Source organism: Paenibacillus sp. JCM 9796, from assembly GCF_055379675.1.
In genome coordinates this window covers 3,329,608-3,347,262 of the sequence record NZ_AP043723.1, presented here as the reverse complement: position 1 = coordinate 3,347,262, position 17,655 = coordinate 3,329,608, and the positions used below count along the sequence as shown (strand labels likewise).

The following is a 17,655-nucleotide window of genomic DNA, read 5'->3' as shown; positions in this document are numbered from 1 at the left end:
ACTATTACCTCACAAAACTGCTTATATTAATAAAGATGATTATTAAAAAAACCTATCCAACTTTAGCTTAAATCCAAGTTTGAGCATCTTCTTAAATTTTTTGCTGCGCCATAACTGAAACAATTTTTGTTTTAGCTCTGCAGGAATATCCATAGAATTATCAAAATTAACCTGACTTATTTCATTATTGGAATTAACAAACCCAACTGGAGGTAGGTTCCAAGTAGGATTATCATATAAATGGCTTGGACCATTAGAATTCACAATATTAAAAATATCAGGCCCATATTTTTCCAATACATCTTTATGTTTTTCCGTTATTAAACGATATAGATACATTTGATTATCAAAATTAAATTGTCTAGACATAGAATCTGGTCTAATTCTGTATATAAAATATGGTTCCGATATCACAACCCCTCTACAACCATTTTTGACCATGCGAATGGCGCTTTCATAATCTTCCATCCCATAAATCATATCTGGATCATTAAGCCCATATTTCCGAAAATCGTCCCTTTTATAAACCAAGCCACTAGTATTTATTGTATTTCTCATAAAGAAAAAGGGGGGTTCTGGATTCCAAGTTGGCCATATACTATCTGATCCCTCAAAATATTGAGCCCAAGCTCCGACAAAACTAACATTATTATAATTTCTCAGAATCTCTATTGCTTTAGAATAATAATTCGGATGAACTAAATCATCCGCATCTAAGAATGCTAAATACTCACCTTTGGCATACTTTACTCCTTCGTTTCTTGCGCTAGATAGGCCTCCATTGAGTTTGTGAACAATCTTAATAGGATAAGTTACCTCAAGATCGTTGAGAAGCTCAATGCTAAACGGATCGTTACTACCGTCATTTACTAAAATAATCTCTGAATGAACATAATTAATATTGATTAAGCTATCCAAAGTTTCTTTTATCCAATTACCCATGTTGTAATAAGGTATAACAATACTTAATAAACCTGATTCACCATCATAAGTAGGTTGATCTTTACGCTCTATAGAACGAATAAAGGGATATTCCTTTGAGATATGGGTTCTATTCTTAATAGCGATACTCCAAGCATTGATTTTCTGTGAGTGGATAGTGTTATAATTGCAAATTTCTTCAATGCGTTTCTTCGCTCGTTCTCCTAAAATATTAATCTCATTATCGGTTAATTTTAGAAATCCTTCAAATTTCTCCCTAAACGAGTCATCTTCGTATGAAAACAGAAACCCATCGTATCCATCTGTAATTATTTCCCTTTGACCCCCATAAATGGTGGTAAATACAACTTTTTTTAGACTCATCGCCTCTACAACTGCGTATGGGAAATTTTCGAAAAGGGAAGGAACAAAAACTACTTTTGCGGTTTGAATTATTTTATGTGCTTCTTCCGGTGAAAAAATGCCTTCAAATCTTATTAAATTTTGATCGACATATTTTTTATATTTTTTACTTAAGAATTCTATATAATAACTGTTTTTAGGAGGAAAGAAAGAGTCTCCGCCTATAACTCTCAGCGGTATCTTTAGTCCTTTATCCCAGAATAAAGATAGTCTTTTGAGCAATTGATCTAAACCTTTTAAATATTGAACTCTCCCAAAATAAACCATTTCTTCACTTAAATAAATAGTATCATTGTGAAACTCTTTGCTTTGATATGGATTAGGAACAATCTTATAATTAGCTAGTTCTCCATCCAAACGTTTTGATAATTCATCGATCAAAAATTGACTGGGTGATATTAACATATCCGCTGCTTTTAAAGAAAACCTTTCCATTTCTCCAATCCAATAATCCGGAAACTTATATATTGAAGCTTGTCCTACTTCATCAATGATAAATTTTGGACTGTGGAGATTTAGCACAATAGGAACATGCAACAGTTTAGGGTTCAATTGTTTTTTTCTTTGAAGTAGAAAATACGCTATGGCTGAATATTCCTGTGATTCAATAATATCCGGTTCTCCGACTTGTTCAATTAAATCTTCAACGCAATCGGCGAAATCATAACTAAGTGCGGCCATATAACCAAGACTTTTGTAGATTTCCTTTATGCCAGGTTTAAATCTAAATAATTTATAATTCTCAACCGTTTCTAATAAACATGGTGCGTCAAGATTACTGTCGGGTAAGATAACTGTTATTTCATGATTATTCTCGGATAACATCTTTACTGTATTGACACAGTAGGTACTGATACCACCACCATAAAATGGAGGAAACTCGGTTGTTAACATCCAGATCTTCAAGATTTAATTTCCTCTCTTCCCAACTAAATATAATCCCGCGTTACGAAGTTTTCTAAGAACAGCACCTAACAATGTTTTGTCCATTACAGACCTATATAAGTTAATCATTTTCCAAGTTCTCATACCATAAATTTCATTTAATTGATTTGATAGGTTCAATATACTCTGTTTGTCTTGATAACTAGCACTCTGAACTAATTCGATTTGCTTTCTATAGAATTCCTTGTCTTTAACAAGATCAATATTAATTTTTTTCAGTACCTCTTTATCATCTAGTAGGAGGGTTATTTTTTTTCTATACTGTTCTTTATCTTCTGTTAGATGGTTTATCTTCTCTTCCATTTTCTTTAGATGCTGTTCGTTTTGTCCAAGCTCTTCTTTTATTTTCCTATACTGATCTAGCAATTGATTACCTTGATGCAAAAGGTCATTTTTTTCCTTGACTAATAATTCCATTTTCATGCCAAATATCTCATTTTCTTTAATTAACACTTCATTCTTAGTAGTTAATAACTCAACTTTTTCTTTCAAAAATTTATTTTCATTCTTACTTTCGTTTACAGTGCTGTTTTTTTCTAACTTACTCCACAATGTTTCTATTGGACTACGATTTATATCATAGCAAAAACTATCTAATTCGACTTCCTGTTTCATCTTCCCACAAACGGCCAGTACATAAAGATGAAGGTTAAGTTCCTTAGTAGTAGGCATACTTCCGTAATTATTTATTTCAATTTTGTAAGTCTTATTATTCTCGTTCTCTGTCCCCCAAATAAAACTAGCAAGGTTAACTTCTTGTTTATAGAAGTTTGTGTGCTTGAATGTACTACTCAATAAATCTCTGAATTCTGTAAAATTCAGTTCATTAATATGATAAGGGTTATTTCCATCCATTAAGGCGGTTCTATTCCTATCAGGGGTTGAGATAATTAACTGACCATCATCTTTCAGAACTCTGCTTATTTCCTTTAAAAAAATCAATTGATCTTGCTTAGAGAGGTGTTCGATCGTTTCGAACGAAACAACTAAATCAATAGATCTATCAGCACAAGGTATCCTAGTAGCACTCCCCACTAGAAAACGAATATTCTCTTTACCATAGTTGCTTTTTGCACGAATCACCGTGTTTTCATCTATATCGACAGCAATTACCTCTTTTGCACTTTCGGCTAAACAACTAGAGCCGTAACCCTCTCCACATGCTATATCTAGCACTACTTTGTTAGAAGCTAGAGTAGAAGCAGCAAGGTACCTGTGCCAGTGAAACATTAACTCAACATAATCCGTTGAACTGTCTGTCATTCTTTCTGATGCCATTTTCATCACCCCGTTTTTCCCAACAAAATGTCAAGCATTTTCTCGTACTAATACTAATTCTAAATAGTGTAGAATCTCTGCCCGTAAATCTTCTCTTTTCAAAGCAAAATCTAATGTGGTTTTGATGAAACCTATTTTTTCTCCAACATCGAATCTTTTTCCATCAAAATGATACCCAAACACATTTTGAATATTTGCTAGTTTATTGATTGCATCTGTTAGTTGAATTTCTCCCGATTTGCCCTCTTCTTGTGTTTCTAAAATATCAAAAATCTCTGGGGCTAGAATGTAACGTCCCATTATCGCTAAATTAGTCGGTGCATTTTCTTTCGCTGGCTTCTCTATCAAATTACTAATCGTATATAATTTATCATTTTTTGGTGTTCCTTCAATTATACCGTATCTGGATACATCATCATAAGAAACAGGTTGTATACCTATTATTGAGGCCTGATACTCGTTATATAACTCAACCATTTGTTGCAAGCAAGGCTTCTCCGCCTGAACGATATCATCACCTAAGAGAACTGCGAATGGTTCATTCCCAATGAATTTCCGTGCACACCATACAGCATGTCCTAAGCCTCTAGGTTCTTTTTGCCGAATATAGTGAATATCGACCATTTTAGACGGTTTTTGTACTTCGATAAGTAGATCTAATTTACCTTTAGACAATAAATTCTGCTCAAGTTCAAAATAATTATCGAAATGGTCCTCTATTGCACGTTTTCCCTTACCTGTAACAATTATGATATCTTCGATACCGGATTCCACTGCTTCCTCAACAATATACTGAATTGTCGGTTTATCTACAATGGGAAGCATTTCTTTAGGCATTGCTTTGGTTGCTGGGAGGAATCTTGTTCCTAAGCCAGCAGCAGGAATAATAGCTTTTTTTACTTTCTTATCCAAGATTTTTTGCCTCCAGCAAATATTGTGAGCTAAAAAATATTCTATCAAAGCGATAATATAAAAGCCAGCTTCAAGAACAGTATTTCCTTTTTTTATATAAAATAGTTTTTTAGAACCCTAAATAAGCCTTCATGTACCCAATAAACATACTTTATGATAAGATGAAAGATGTCGTAATTTAGAATAAAAGGAGAGTAAATATGAGTGGCAAAAAAGGGAGCTATATCCCCTATACAGGAAAAAAGAAGGATACCTTGGATTCAACCGATAGAAACTCCCTACTATTCTGGGGAATGGGCGGACTTATACTTGTTTTATTAATTTGGGCTCCATTCCAAAAAGCGTTATTCAACGGAAACTCCTCTACCTTTGAAGGTCCGATCTATACGACGTTAATCTGGTCCTCCCTGTTGCTGTTACTTACAGCAATCGCCTTTTTCTATAAATTCAGCTTTAGGTACTGGTCGAGTATCTCTTTATTGGCTGTTTGGCTTATTCCTTTAAGCTATGTGTTATCGAAGATTAACGCAGCTTCGAGTTACTCTTCCGGCAATATGATTCTGATACAATGCATCTATGCGTCGTTCTTTTTAGCGGGCTATTTTTTGCTTAAATATCGGCATGGCTTGAAAGTACTCGTACATATTTTGGCATCGACCAGCTACCTTATTGTGTTATTCGGTATTATGAACTGGTTCGGTCACAAAGAAACTGCATATTCCCTGGTCAAATGGTTTGCATCCGAAATGCCGGCAATGCCCTTCTATCAAGACGTCATTATGTCTGATGGAAATGGTACCCGACTTACCTCTGTTTTTCAATACGGCAATGCATACGGCGCCTTCTTGATCGCTGTATTGTTAATGGGGCTTTACTTAACCACGGTTTCCAAAAAATATGTCACCACTATCTACCATGGAATAATGCTGGTACCCATTTTTGTTTCGTTCATTCTCACACTCTCTCGCGGAGCACTTGTCGTATTTCCGGTTGTATATCTGATTGTGATCCTCTTGATGAAGCCAGGCAAACAAATCCTAATGCTCATCTACTCGGCGCTCGTCACGGCTGTCAGCCTGATTGTCCTTACTCCAATCACCGATATCGGCGTGACGCAATGGTCCTCTTTTAGTCATGAACTCGCAAATCGAGGATGGTTGTACCTTATATCGGCATCTGTTGCCCTTACACTACTAATAGTATTTGTTCAAAGATTTGTTAAACCAATCCTTGAGGACAACGTCACACGTTTAGATCAACAGCGCTTTGCAAGAGCCTATTTCCCGCTCGGGGTTGCATTGTTAGGCGTCATCAGCATTTTCTTATTATTCGGAAATTCCGGGTTGCTTAACATTTTCCCAGAAAATATTAAACAACGGATTGAAAATATTAACTTCGCACAGAATAGTGTTCTTGAACGCGGAACGTTCTACAAAGACTCCATTAAGCTGTCATCCGATTATCCCATCATCGGTGCAGGTGGCGGTGCGTGGTCAGCCTTGTATGAGAAGTATCAAAATAACCCTTATGTCAGTAGACAGGCACATAATTTCTTCTTGCAGTATTTGGTCGAGGTCGGCTGGTTAGGATTAGTTATATTTATTGCTTTTTTAGGTTTTATCTTATATTGTTTTGTTCGATATTTCATTAGAAACGAAGATATGGAACCGCTACGCTTGGTATTCTTCATCTTCACGGTGTCGTTACTGATACACAGCATTCTTGATTTTGATCTAAGTTTCGTTTATCTAGGCATCGTATTGTTCTTGAGCTTAGGTGCCATGGCCTCCGTTGAGTGGAGCGAAGTTAAGTCTAACTTTGCAGAACGAGCAGCTAAAATGAAATGGGTAGCCCCCTCATTGTTTGCCGTTATATCGCTGGTTCTTTTCTTTAACGCAATACAGCTCGTTAACGCCAGCCGAAATTATTTAGAAGCTACAAGTTTGCTCAAATCGGGAAGTACCGATTTTAATCAAATCGTTACACCTTTGAACCAAGCGCTAGATAAACATCCGAACCATCCGGAATACGTGCTTCAGAAAGTAGCGATTTTATTTCAAGTATACGCGCAGTCCAAGGATGAGAACTATTATAAGGAAGCCGTATCCTTGATCGATCAAGCAAGGGAAAAAGAACCTTTCGATTATTTTTTGATTGAACGAAAGATTCAAAGCTATTTGTTGAAGGATAACCAACAAGAGGCATTAAACCTGGCAAATGAACAAATTGACAACTTCCCGTGGAAAGTAGCCTTATATGAGAGGGCCATCGATCTGGCCACCCGGCTCGGGGCACAAGCCTTCGAGAAGCGGGATCAGCAAAGTCAAGAGCAATACTGGTCCAAGGCAATTGAGCTTTATCATCGATTCGAATCGCAAAAACAAGCGCTAGCCAGCCTGCCTAAAGAGCAGTTGCAAGGGAATGAATTTAGTTTGACCCCTCAAATGGGCTTCTCACTTGGACAAATTTATTACTTACAAAAGAAATATCCGGAATCCGAGAACATGCTCCGCATAGGAGTCAGCGATAACCTTGCAGATGCCTTTACTCGCCAGAACACCAGATGGTACCTGGCCGCGCTGCAAAAGCAGGGCAAGAACGACCAAGCGGTTTACGACAAGCTGGTCGCAGCGGATCCGAATGAGAAGAATGAAGTTCAATTTTTAGTGAATCTCAAATAAATAAGAAAGGAGCTATTCCGACGGAATAGCTCCTTTCTTTTAGTCCTCCCGCCGGGCCACCCGGCTTACGGCTGCGTACAGCTGCTGCCAGGCGGGAGACATACCGCCGATGTGTGGGCTCGCCCCCGCGCCTTCGGCCGCGTTCGCTTCCGGCGCAGCCTTGGAGCGGACCTTGCCGCGCGCGCTGGTGCCGCGGCCCTTGGCTGGCGCCGGAACGCCGGCCGCGGCCGGCGACGCTGCTGCGTCACCGCTGCTGCTTGCGGTCGCACCGGCTGACGCCGTGTCGACCTGCGTCTTCGGCTGACGTCCGCGGCGCCTTGGGACCGCGCTTGCGTCCGCCTGCTGCGCCGAAGCGGGGCTGGCGGGTGCGGTTGGCCGCTCCTGCGGGCTACTCGCCTCAGGAGCGGGGACTCCGCCGCTTCCCGCTGTCACAGCGGCGGCAGTGCCAGCTTGTGCTCCTTCGATGACGGTTAGCTGGGGTGCACCCTTGCGTTGATGCCGGCGTTCCTTTTCCTTCATCCGTTCGCGTTTACGTTTGGACATTGTTGGTATTGAGCCTCCTATCGTGTACGCAGCCCATTGCCGCTAATCTGTCATTCCACGGGCGATAAGCCGTTTCCGCAAGCTATTTCTCTCATGCTATTCATCATTCGCTGTCTTTTTCCCCCGCTACTTGCCAATCCATTCGCGGCGCAGGGCGAACATGTCCCGCAGCTCATCTGTGGTCATCTCTGTGACCCAATTTTCGCCGGCTCCGACGATTTGCTGACTAAGGCCGAGCTTGCGCTCGATCATCTCATCGATGCGTTCCTCTAACGTGCCGAGGGTGATGAACTTGTGCACCTGCACGTTTTGGGTTTGTCCAATACGGAAGGCGCGGTCGGTGGCCTGGTTCTCTACAGCAGGATTCCACCAACGGTCGAAGTGGAAGACGTGGTTGGCCGCCGTCAGATTGAGTCCCGTTCCTCCCGCCTTCAGCGAGAGGATAAAGATGCCTCCCCCTGTTTCGGCACCAGCTCCCGGTCGCTTCCCTGCCTCTGCAGCTTCCACTCCAGCGCCTATCGGCTTCCCGGCCGATGCGGCCGCCTCTCCCTGAAACCGCGCAATCATCGCATCGCGCTGCTTCTTCGGAACGCCTCCGTGCAGGAAGTAAACGGTCCCGCCCAGCTCCCGCTCCAGGATCGCCTTCAGCATATGGCCCATCCCCACGAACTGGGTGAAAATCAGGCAGCTGTCGCCTTCATCCCGAAGCTCATGAACGAGCTCCAGAAGGCGCTCCACCTTACCGGACCGGTCCTCCCAGGTTGCGGGTCCCGGCTCAGGCTCCTTCAGGAACAGTGCGGGATGGTTGCAAATTTGCTTCAGCTTCGTGAGTGTGGCCAGAATGAGCCCTTTTTTCTCCATACCGGTTAAGGAATCAATACGATTCATCAAGTCTTGGACGACGTTCTCGTAAAGGCTGGCCTGCTCCAGCGTCAAGGAAACGTACGCCTTCGTCTCGGTTTTATCCGGCAGGTCGAGCTGGATCGCCGGGTCCTTCTTCACGCGGCGCAGCAGGAACGGTCGAATCAGCTTTTGCACCTGCTCCACCAGTTCGGGATCGCCGCCTTTTTCAATCGGATTCACGTACTTGTGAGTAAACGCGCTCAAGCTGCCCAAATACCCCGGATTCATAAAATCAAAAATCGACCACAGCTCAGTCAACCGGTTCTCGATCGGCGTTCCCGTCAGGGCAATCCGGTGGAGCGCGTCGAAGCGGCGGATGGCGGCCGACTGCTTCGTATGCACGTTCTTGATGTTCTGCGCCTCGTCCAGGCCGATGACGTCCCAGACGACGGAAGAGCATTCAGCTTCGTCCAGCTGAGCCAAATTGTACGAGGTGAGAACGAGATCAAAGCCGCTCACAGCCTCGATGAAAGCTTCGCCCTTAGCCCGCTGCGGACCGTAATGCAAATAGACGCGCAGCGTAGGGGCAAACCGTTCCAGCTCCTTCTGCCAGTTGCCGAGCACCGAGGTCGGGCAGATGAGAAGCGCAGGGGCCTGCTTCGCAGCGGCACGGTCATGCGACCTCGCCCCGGCCAAGCTCACCGTCCCGTTCCGGGCGTGGAGCAGGTACGCAATAAACTGGATCGTTTTGCCGAGACCCATATCGTCGGCAAGACATGCGCCCAAGCCGAACTGGCGCAGGAACAGCAGCCACGACACGCCTGCCTTCTGGTAATTGCGCAGGCCCGCCTGGAGCGTAACCGGCGGCTCTACGATCGGGATGCGGCTCATATGCTGCAAGCGTCCGATCAGCTTTGCCATATGGCTGTTAAGCTCCACCTCGATGCGAAGCTCCGTCGTTTCAGCCTCCTGCTGCTCCGCATCGACCGTACCATTGTCCCCGCGACCCGCTCCGAGCAAATGCAGCTCCAGCACCTCCCGGAACGACAGGCCTTGCTTGCCGACTCGCTTCATCGCCTGACGCACCGCCGCAACGAAGGCCGGGTCTAATTGAATCCAGCGGCCGCGGATATAGAGAAGACGCTTCTTCTCCGCCGTCAGGCGGGCGAATTCCTCCTCGGAGAAATCTAGCTCCCCGACGGCGACCTTCCAATCGAATTTCATCAGCTGGTCGGCGCCGAAGAACGATTCGCTTCTGGAACCGACCGACGACTTCAACTGAGCCTTCAACCGAGGCTGTGAGCGCCGCAGCTCCTCCCACCAAACAGGCAGAAAGACGGAAAAGCCTGCCTGCAGCAGCTTCAAGCTATCCTCATTCAGAAAACGCCACGCCGCCTCATCCGTCAGCCGTCCTGGCAGCCTGTCCTCGCCGGGCGAACGCTGCTCAAACAGCTCGGGTACGAGTCTTTCCGCCCGTTCGAACAAAGTCCCCAGCTTACGTTCAACAAGCTTCTCCCAAGCGAAGGGAATGCGGCCTGCAAAACCTTCAGCAAGCGCACGGACAGTTTTCCCGTCCAACTCCCCTTCCACCATCATATTCGGGTCAAGCTTGTCCTGAAGCAGCATACGCAGCGTCCAGAAGGAGTCCTCCGAGTTTCCGGCATCGTCCCCTTCCGAATCCATGTTCGGCTCGACCAATTGAAGGCAGATGCGAAAAGGAATCTCGTCCTTCTTCCAGCTAACGGCGGTCAACCATTCCTCTTCATCGAGCGCAAGAGCGGAAGGAACCTTCTCCTCGGCGAACGGCGCAGCCGTCAATAACGGCTGTTCCTCACAAAGCTTGTCCCAGGCCTCGCGAACAGCGGGCTCGCTGACGAGCAGCTCCTCCACGGCCTGCGTGAACCAGCGCGATGCGTCAATTCCCTCCGCCAGCAGCTCCTCGTGCAGCTTTGCATACAGCTCCTGCTGTTTATCAGGCAGCAGCGGCTTCCACTCCCGCTTACCCTCCTGCCACGCGCTCGCTTCCGGCGCGTACCAGCCATGGACCAACGCCTCACGCAGCAAGCTTGCCGCCTGCTGCGCCAGCTTGAGCTTATCCGACCACTCAACAGGCAGATGGAGCGAATTTCCGGGAGCCGCGAAGTAATCCAGCGCATCATAAGGCGACAGGACCAACGACTCCCCGCGGAAGCCGGTTCCTTCCCGGAGCAGCGTTCCATAGAGGCTGCGGGGGTGCCACGAAAACAGCCTCATCCGTAGCTGCGAACCGGACAAAGACAGCTCCGACTCTTCCCACAACAGCCATTCGCCGCTCTCCAGCTGTTCCCCCTCCACCATGACGGCATCAAGATCCAACATTACGCATCCCCCTCTTTCTTCAGCTTGCCCAGCTCCTGCTGAAAGGCCCGGAGTCGCGAATACTTGACGCTGACATGAGACAAGTAACGTTCCCATTGATCCTGCTTCTTCAAGCGGCGGTACAGCGATTCCAGCCTTTTCATCAAACGCACCGCCTTCTTGTAAGAATCCCGGTTTTTCTCGGCAATGAAGCGTTCTATGCCGTGATGAAACCAGGGGAGCAGCAAATCCTTGCGGTTTGTCTCCACCGGCTTATAATCGCTGACGCGCAGATCGAGCGGCGTAATCCCGAGGGCCATATGGATGTCGACCCACTCTTGAAACCGTTCGCGCTGCAGCAAGTAGGCCGAATAATACGGCATACTGCGCGGGATTAAGGCCATGACGGCGCGTTTCCATCGATCTTCCGCGTCCACGTGCGGAAGAACCGTAGCCCAGAGAGAGAAATACGATTCCTCCGCTCCATATCGAATCATGGGGACGAATGGAACCATCCACTCCAACCAGATCATCATCCGTTCCCATTGCCGTTCCGCTGCGAAGCCATGCAGGTAAGGATAAAACAGCATAGGAGATTTATGGTTCAATTGCTCCGCTTTCCGCATCGCCGCCTCATCCTGCCTGTCATGCACATCAAATCCGAGCGACGCCAGAATGTATTGATCCGCTTGTTTCGGTGCTAGCGAATCGCTTCGCAGCGCCCGGTTCAGACGCGTTTTCTCCCGGTCAACCCGATCCTGCCTCCAGAGCAGACCCCACCAGGTGGACGTGTACACATAGGACCAGGGGATCGGGCCGGAAAACGCCGGAAAAGCGTGCGCAGCCAAATAATCGGCCATGCTCTGAAGCCGATCCTCGTACAGTCGGTTAGCCTCGTCCGTATCGATCTCGCCCAATAGTTCGACTAATCTGTCGCAGCACCTTTCGGCGATCTCCTGTCCGCTTTCCGCTGCCGCATAGCTATCGTAATAACCGAGGTACCGATTGCGATTAGCGACAACCTGATCCGCAAGCTGCATCACGAACAAAAGCACCTGAAGCTCGTATAGCAAGCGAAGTGTCGGCTTCCAGTCCGCCCCGGCAAGTCTCATCAGCTTACCCGTCACATGATCGTACATCCCTTGAATGGCTCGAAGATTCGAATAATGTTCGACAGGAAAGGTACTCTCGAAATAACGATACCAATACTCCGTGTTAGAATTGGGGCTGGGCGCGGCAGCCTTCAAGGGCGCCTTCCCAGCCGCACTCTGGGCGACGGCAAGAGCCGCTTCCGACGCAGCGACTTGCCGCCGCTCGTCGAAGGCCGGCGTAACCACAGACTTGGCCCCCCATCCGCTGCCTCCCGGCATCAAAAGCTTATAGGCATCGAATGCCAGATCCTCTTCCAAAAACAAGAAGGCGAGGGCCGCCAGATGCTCACAAGAGGCTCCCCTCTGGCACGTGCAGGTGCTTGTCTGAAAACCGTCCTTCACCAGCTTCGCATCGCCGCTGCCGCCATTACCGTAAGCTCGGCTCCCTACAGTACCGCCAACCATACCGCCCTCGTCATAACAATCAAAGATCAAGCCCTTGCTATAAAGCTTCCAGCCCTGCTGCAGTATAGGGTAACTGAAATAACGATAGGCAAGCTTCACCCACTCGTTCCACGTTCGCTCATGCATCCTTGTCCTCCCGTTCCAACCATCGCTGCAAAATAAGTCTAATTATATCACAATATTTACGTCGATTTAGATGCAGGCGCCGCAGTTTTCCGCCGCCGCCCCCAGTCCCACAACGCAAAGAAGCAGCACCCCATAAAGGATGCTGCTTCTCGAGAGCAGGCAGGTCGGATTAGAATCCGCCCATGCCGCCCATACCACCCATGCCGCCCATATCAGGCATAGCAGGTTTGTCTTTTTCCGGTTTGTCTGCGATCACAGCTTCGGTTGTCAAGAACATCGAAGCGACGGACGCAGCGTTTTGCAACGCGGAGCGCGTTACTTTCGCAGGGTCGACGATACCGGCTTCGATCATGTTGACCCATTCGCCGGTAGCGGCGTTGTAGCCGATGCCTACGGATTCTTTCTTCAGGCGCTCAACGATAACGGAGCCTTCTTGACCCGCGTTAGCTGCGATTGTGCGAACAGGCTCTTCCAGAGCGCGCAGAACGATGTTCACGCCCGTTTGCTCGTCGCCGTCAGCCTTCACAGCCGATACAGCTGCGTAGACGTTCACAAGCGCTGTACCGCCGCCTGCAACGATACCTTCTTCAACGGCAGCGCGAGTTGCGTTCAGAGCGTCTTCGATGCGAAGCTTGCGCTCTTTCAGCTCAGTTTCGGTAGCTGCGCCGACTTTAACAACCGCTACGCCGCCGGCCAATTTAGCCAAACGCTCTTGCAGTTTTTCTTTATCGAACTCGGAAGTTGTTTCTTCCAGTTGTGCGCGAATTTGCGATACGCGAGTGCCGATATCCTTCTTGTCGCCAGCGCCGTCCACGATGATCGTGTTTTCTTTCGTCACGCGGATTTGGCGAGCGGAACCGAGTTGGTCCGGAGTCGTCGATTTCAATTCCAGGCCGAGCTCTTCGGTAATCACTTGACCGCCAGTCAAAGCTGCGATATCACCCAGCATCGCTTTGCGGCGATCGCCGAAGCCAGGAGCTTTAACCGCTACGCAAGTGAACGTACCGCGAAGACGGTTCACAACCAGCGTTGCCAAAGCTTCGCCTTCTACGTCTTCTGCGATGATCAAGAGCTGCTTGCCGGATTGAACGACTTTCTCAAGCACAGGCAGGATCTCTTGAATGTTCGTGATTTTTTTATCGGTGATCAAGATATATGGATTTTCCAGAACGGCTTCCATTTTATCCGTATCCGTAATCATGTAAGGAGAGATGTAGCCGCGGTCGAATTGCATACCTTCAACGACTTCCAGCTCGGTTGCGAAGCCTTTGGACTCTTCTACGGTGATAACGCCGTCTTTGCCCACTTTTTCCATAGCTTCGGCGATCAATTGGCCGACTTCATCGTCAGCAGCGGAGATCGCAGCAACTTGAGCGATGGATTGTTTGCCTTCGATCGGTTTTGCGATGCTGGCAAGCTCGCTGACAGCCGCTTTAACCGCTTTTTCGATCCCTTTGCGGATAACCATCGGGTTAGCGCCTGCCGTTACGTTTTTCAACCCTTCGCGGATCATCGCTTGTGCAAGAACCGTAGCGGTTGTCGTACCGTCGCCGGCAACGTCGTTCGTTTTCGTAGCAACTTCTTTAACGAGCTGTGCGCCCATGTTCTCGAACGCGTCTTCGAGTTCGATTTCTTTGGCGATCGTCACGCCGTCATTGGTGATCAGCGGGCTGCCGAATTTTTTCTCAAGAACGACGTTGCGTCCTTTCGGTCCCAATGTAACTTTTACGGCGTTCGCCAAAGCGTCAACCCCGCGAAGCATCGAACGACGTGCTTCTTCACTAAATTTAATTTCTTTAGCCATGAGTATACCCTCCCGATTGGAAAATGTTTATGGTTAACGATTCGGATATTTTCCTAAGTAGTGGAGCCAAACTTAAGTATATGACGAGGCGCTTTCGAACTTGTCCTACAAGATGGCAAGGACGTCGCTCTCACGCATGATGAGCAGCTCGCGGCCTTCAAATTTAATTTCTGTACCTGCGTATTTGGAGAAAATCACGCGATCGCCTTCTTGCAGCTCAAGCGGAACGCGAACGCCGTCTTTGAGTGCACCGCTGCCGACTGCTACGACTTTACCCTCTTGCGGCTTTTCTTTCGCCGTGTCCGGCAGTACGATACCGCTTGCTGTCGTTTCCTCCTTAGCGATGGCTTCGATAACTACGCGATCACCCAACGGTTTGATCATGAGAAAATAGCCTCCTTTGAAATATGGTACTGAGTTTTTTATTAGCACTCGAACCTCATTAGTGCTAACAACAATTCTTATGATACTCACTTCGCACTCATTTTGCAAGTAGTTTTACAACATTTTTGCACCTTCATCATTGTCTCCTGGGGTCTTTTAAAATATACCGACAGCAAACAACAAAAAAGCCTGTCATTCGACAGGCTTAAGCGCGCTCTCCGCTTCCCACGCTTGATCTTGGAGCTGCTGCTTGCGATAAATCAGCGACGATAAATACACGCTGAACTCGTACAGTATAATCATCGGCAAGGCGACGACAATGGCGGACAAAGCATCCGGCGGCGTAATCATCGTAGCGACGACAACGAGGATCAAGTAGGCGAAGCGGCGCACTTTTTTCAGCAGCTTCGGGTTCAGCAGACGAATCTTGGTCAAAAACATCACGACAATCGGCAGCTCGAACACGAGCGCGATCGGAATCAGGATATTAAACATGAAGGAGAAATATTGCGCGATCCCATAAGTTTCGCTTAGCTGCAAGCTTTGCGCGATCGAGGTCGTGAACAGGAAGGCCATGCGAAATACGACGAAATACCCGAAAGCCAATCCGATCAGAAACATGAGAAAGGCAAACGGCACGAAAATGAGCGACGCTTTGCGCTCCACTTCCCGCAAACCGGGCTTCAGAAATCCCCAAATTTGCAGCAGCGTAAACGGAAGGGTAATCAAAAGCCCTGTGGCCAATGCAAAATTCATATACATCTTAATGGAATCCCACGGGGAAAACACGTTCCAATTAATCGTGTTCGCAGGGGGGATCGTTTTTAAATATGTAATTAACGGCTTCGCCGTGAACAGCCCGATCGCCATCCCGACGATCAGCACGACGACGACCCATATAATCCGCTTGCGAAGCTCGGTTAAATGCTCGACAAGACTCATGCCCTCTTCTTGACTCATCGTTACACCTGCCTTTAACGTTTACGCACCGCTCAATCCGGCAACCGGCGCGGATTGCTGCGGGAATCGGCGGCAATGCGCGGCGGGGTGGCGTCGCCGCTCGGCGCAGATTCGGATGCCGATGCCGCGGGCTTTTCGACGGGCTGCGGCGGTTCAGTGGCAGCCTCATGCTGCGACGGCGTCACGTCTTTACGCTGCGCCTGCTCCGGCTCGTCGTTCAACAGATTTTGCGCCCCTTGCTTAAATTCGCGAATCGCACGGCCGAGCGAGCGGCCGATCTCCGGCAGTTTCGCCGGTCCGAATACAATAAGTGCGATGACGGCGATCAGCAAAAACTCAGAAAATCCGATATTCCCAAACATGGCCTCTCGACCTTTCCTCCAAATTTCAAAGCCCTATGGCGCCAGACACGCCTGTGTCAGCAATGGTGCAAACCGCCGTAACCGAGCTCGGTAATGTCCCGGCGCGTAATCGTTTCACCGGCGCAAATCCGCGGCAGCAGCACATCGAACGACGTATGCGGATCGTGCATGACGCAGCCGGGGAGCCCCATCACCGGCACCCCCTCCAAATAACCGACGAGCAGCATGGAGCCGGGCAGCATCGGCGTCCCGTAGCTGACAATATCGGTTCCCGCCTGCTTGATCGCACCCGGCGTGCGGTCGTCGGGATCGACGGACATGCCGCCGGTCAGCAGGATCAAGTCGGCGCGATCCTCACGCAGAAACCGCAGAATCTCACGCGCGATCGTCTCACTCTCATCCGGCGCCAAGCGCTGCTCGATAACCTCCGAACCGAGCGCCGCTAGCTTCTCCCGTACGACCGGTCCGAATTTATCTTGAATACGGCCTTTGAACACTTCGCTCCCCGTCGTAATCAGGCCCACGCGCAGCGGCCGGAAAGGCTTCACCTCGACAAGCGGGAACGCGGCCGAAGCGGCCGCCCGCTCCGCCTGCTCCACCTTCGCTTCTTCGATCACGAGCGGAATGACCCGCGTGCCCATCAGCGCTTGCCCCGGCTTGACGACGGCGTTCGTGCGAATCGTCGACATGATCACCTGATCGATGTCATTCACCGCGTCGATGCGCGCCTGATCGATTTTGACCAGCCCGTGGATCGTCGACTTTAACGTAATTTTCCCTTCGTGCGGCTCCGTCAATTCCACGTTAGGCCCTTGGGCCGCTTGCGCCAGCCGAAGGGCCGCTTCGTCCTCGTGCAAATACCCGGCTTGCAGCTTCAACGTATAAATATGCTCTTTGCCAATGCTGAGCAGCGCCGGAATGTCCTCTTCGCGGATAACATGGCCCTTCTTGAACAACCGCCCCTTGAATTGACCAGGAATGATCTGCGTAAGATCATGGGCAAGCACCAGCCCGACCGCTTTCTCAACCTCGACTTCTTCCATCATCGAATCAGGCTTCATAGCCATGATCCCCCTCGCGTCCTGTTAAAATCGAAAGCGCATGAGGCAGCTGGTCCATCACGGCGGATAAGTTCTCGGACACGCCCTTCGGGGCGCCCGGTAAATTCACGATGAGCGACTTCCCGCGGATGCCGCAGACGGCTCGGGACAGCATGGCCCGACGCGTCTTCTGCATGGAATACAGCCGCATCGCTTCCGCGAGTCCCGGCACCTGCCGGTCAATCACTTCCAGCGTCGCTTCCGGCGTCACATCCCGGAGTGCCAAACCGGTTCCGCCCGTCGTTAGAATCAGATCGGCTTTAAAGTAATCGGTCATCTCGATCAAGGCGGCCATAATTTCATCCTTCTCATCCGGCACGATCCGATACTCGATGATTTCGCCGTTCATCTCCTCTTCGATTAATTCCCGAATGACCTGCGCACTAGTGTCTTCCCGTTCTCCGCGTGAACCGCGGTCGCTTGCCGTCAAGATCGCCACTTTCCAGCGCATAAGCCTGCTCCTCCCCCTGATTCGTTTCA

12 protein-coding genes are annotated in these 17,655 nt (G+C 48.4%); 1 reads left to right on the top strand and 11 read right to left on the bottom strand.

What is annotated here, in order from left to right:
* Window positions 1-42: 42 nt before the first annotated feature.
* The 3 genes from ACZ439_RS16090 to galU are packed head-to-tail and all read right to left on the bottom strand — an operon-like array spanning window position 43 to window position 4,479.
* Window positions 43-2,250, bottom strand: a complete 2,208-nt coding sequence (locus tag ACZ439_RS16090) for a glycosyltransferase (RefSeq protein ID WP_464619901.1) — start codon at window positions 2,248-2,250, stop codon at window positions 43-45.
* A gap of 3 nt (window positions 2,251-2,253) precedes the next feature.
* Window positions 2,254-3,573, bottom strand: coding sequence for a class I SAM-dependent methyltransferase (locus ACZ439_RS16085; RefSeq protein WP_464621136.1), 1,320 nt, complete (start codon window positions 3,571-3,573; stop codon window positions 2,254-2,256).
* 24 nt (window positions 3,574-3,597) lie between these two features.
* On the bottom strand, window positions 3,598-4,479 hold the full coding sequence (gene galU, locus ACZ439_RS16080) for a UTP--glucose-1-phosphate uridylyltransferase GalU (RefSeq protein WP_464619900.1): 882 nt from the start codon (window positions 4,477-4,479) through the stop codon (window positions 3,598-3,600).
* Window positions 4,480-4,679: 200 nt separating this feature from the next.
* On the opposite strand from galU, the gene ACZ439_RS16075 reads away from it, so the two are divergent.
* Window positions 4,680-7,160 carry an O-antigen ligase family protein gene (locus ACZ439_RS16075; RefSeq protein ID WP_464619899.1) on the top strand — a complete coding sequence of 827 codons (2,481 nt, stop codon included), beginning with the start codon at window positions 4,680-4,682 and terminating at the stop codon, window positions 7,158-7,160.
* A gap of 669 nt (window positions 7,161-7,829) precedes the next feature.
* On the opposite strand, the gene ACZ439_RS16070 is transcribed toward ACZ439_RS16075, so the two are convergent.
* From ACZ439_RS16070 to ACZ439_RS16035, 8 genes are all read right to left on the bottom strand, one after another.
* Window positions 7,830-10,904, bottom strand: a complete 3,075-nt coding sequence (locus ACZ439_RS16070; protein WP_464619898.1) for a DEAD/DEAH box helicase — start codon at window positions 10,902-10,904, stop codon at window positions 7,830-7,832.
* Complete coding sequence (locus ACZ439_RS16065; protein WP_054798367.1) at window positions 10,904-12,565, bottom strand: hypothetical protein; 1,662 nt, start codon at window positions 12,563-12,565, stop codon at window positions 10,904-10,906. Before ACZ439_RS16065 ends, ACZ439_RS16070 begins: the two co-directional genes overlap by 1 nt.
* 169 nt (window positions 12,566-12,734) lie before the next feature.
* Window positions 12,735-14,369 (bottom strand): chaperonin GroEL, encoded by a 1,635-nt coding sequence (gene groL, locus ACZ439_RS16060; protein WP_127610442.1) that lies wholly within the window; start codon window positions 14,367-14,369, stop codon window positions 12,735-12,737.
* 105 nt (window positions 14,370-14,474) lie between these two features.
* The gene (gene groES / locus ACZ439_RS16055) at window positions 14,475-14,753 is read right to left on the bottom strand and encodes a co-chaperone GroES (RefSeq protein ID WP_127610444.1); all 279 of its coding nucleotides are present in this window, start codon (window positions 14,751-14,753) and stop codon (window positions 14,475-14,477) included.
* 192 nt (window positions 14,754-14,945) lie between these two features.
* Window positions 14,946-15,713 (bottom strand): twin-arginine translocase subunit TatC, encoded by a 768-nt coding sequence (gene tatC / locus ACZ439_RS16050; protein WP_127610446.1) that lies wholly within the window; start codon window positions 15,711-15,713, stop codon window positions 14,946-14,948.
* A gap of 32 nt (window positions 15,714-15,745) precedes the next feature.
* Window positions 15,746-16,075 (bottom strand): twin-arginine translocase TatA/TatE family subunit, encoded by a 330-nt coding sequence (locus ACZ439_RS16045; RefSeq protein ID WP_054798368.1) that lies wholly within the window; start codon window positions 16,073-16,075, stop codon window positions 15,746-15,748.
* 56 nt (window positions 16,076-16,131) lie between these two features.
* The gene (locus ACZ439_RS16040; protein WP_054800358.1) at window positions 16,132-17,136 is read right to left on the bottom strand and encodes a molybdopterin-binding protein; all 1,005 of its coding nucleotides are present in this window, start codon (window positions 17,134-17,136) and stop codon (window positions 16,132-16,134) included.
* Window positions 17,126-17,626 carry a MogA/MoaB family molybdenum cofactor biosynthesis protein gene (locus tag ACZ439_RS16035; RefSeq protein WP_054800357.1) on the bottom strand — a complete coding sequence of 167 codons (501 nt, stop codon included), beginning with the start codon at window positions 17,624-17,626 and terminating at the stop codon, window positions 17,126-17,128. The genes ACZ439_RS16040 and ACZ439_RS16035 overlap by 11 nt, the downstream gene beginning before the upstream one ends.
* Window positions 17,627-17,655 lie beyond the last annotated feature (29 nt).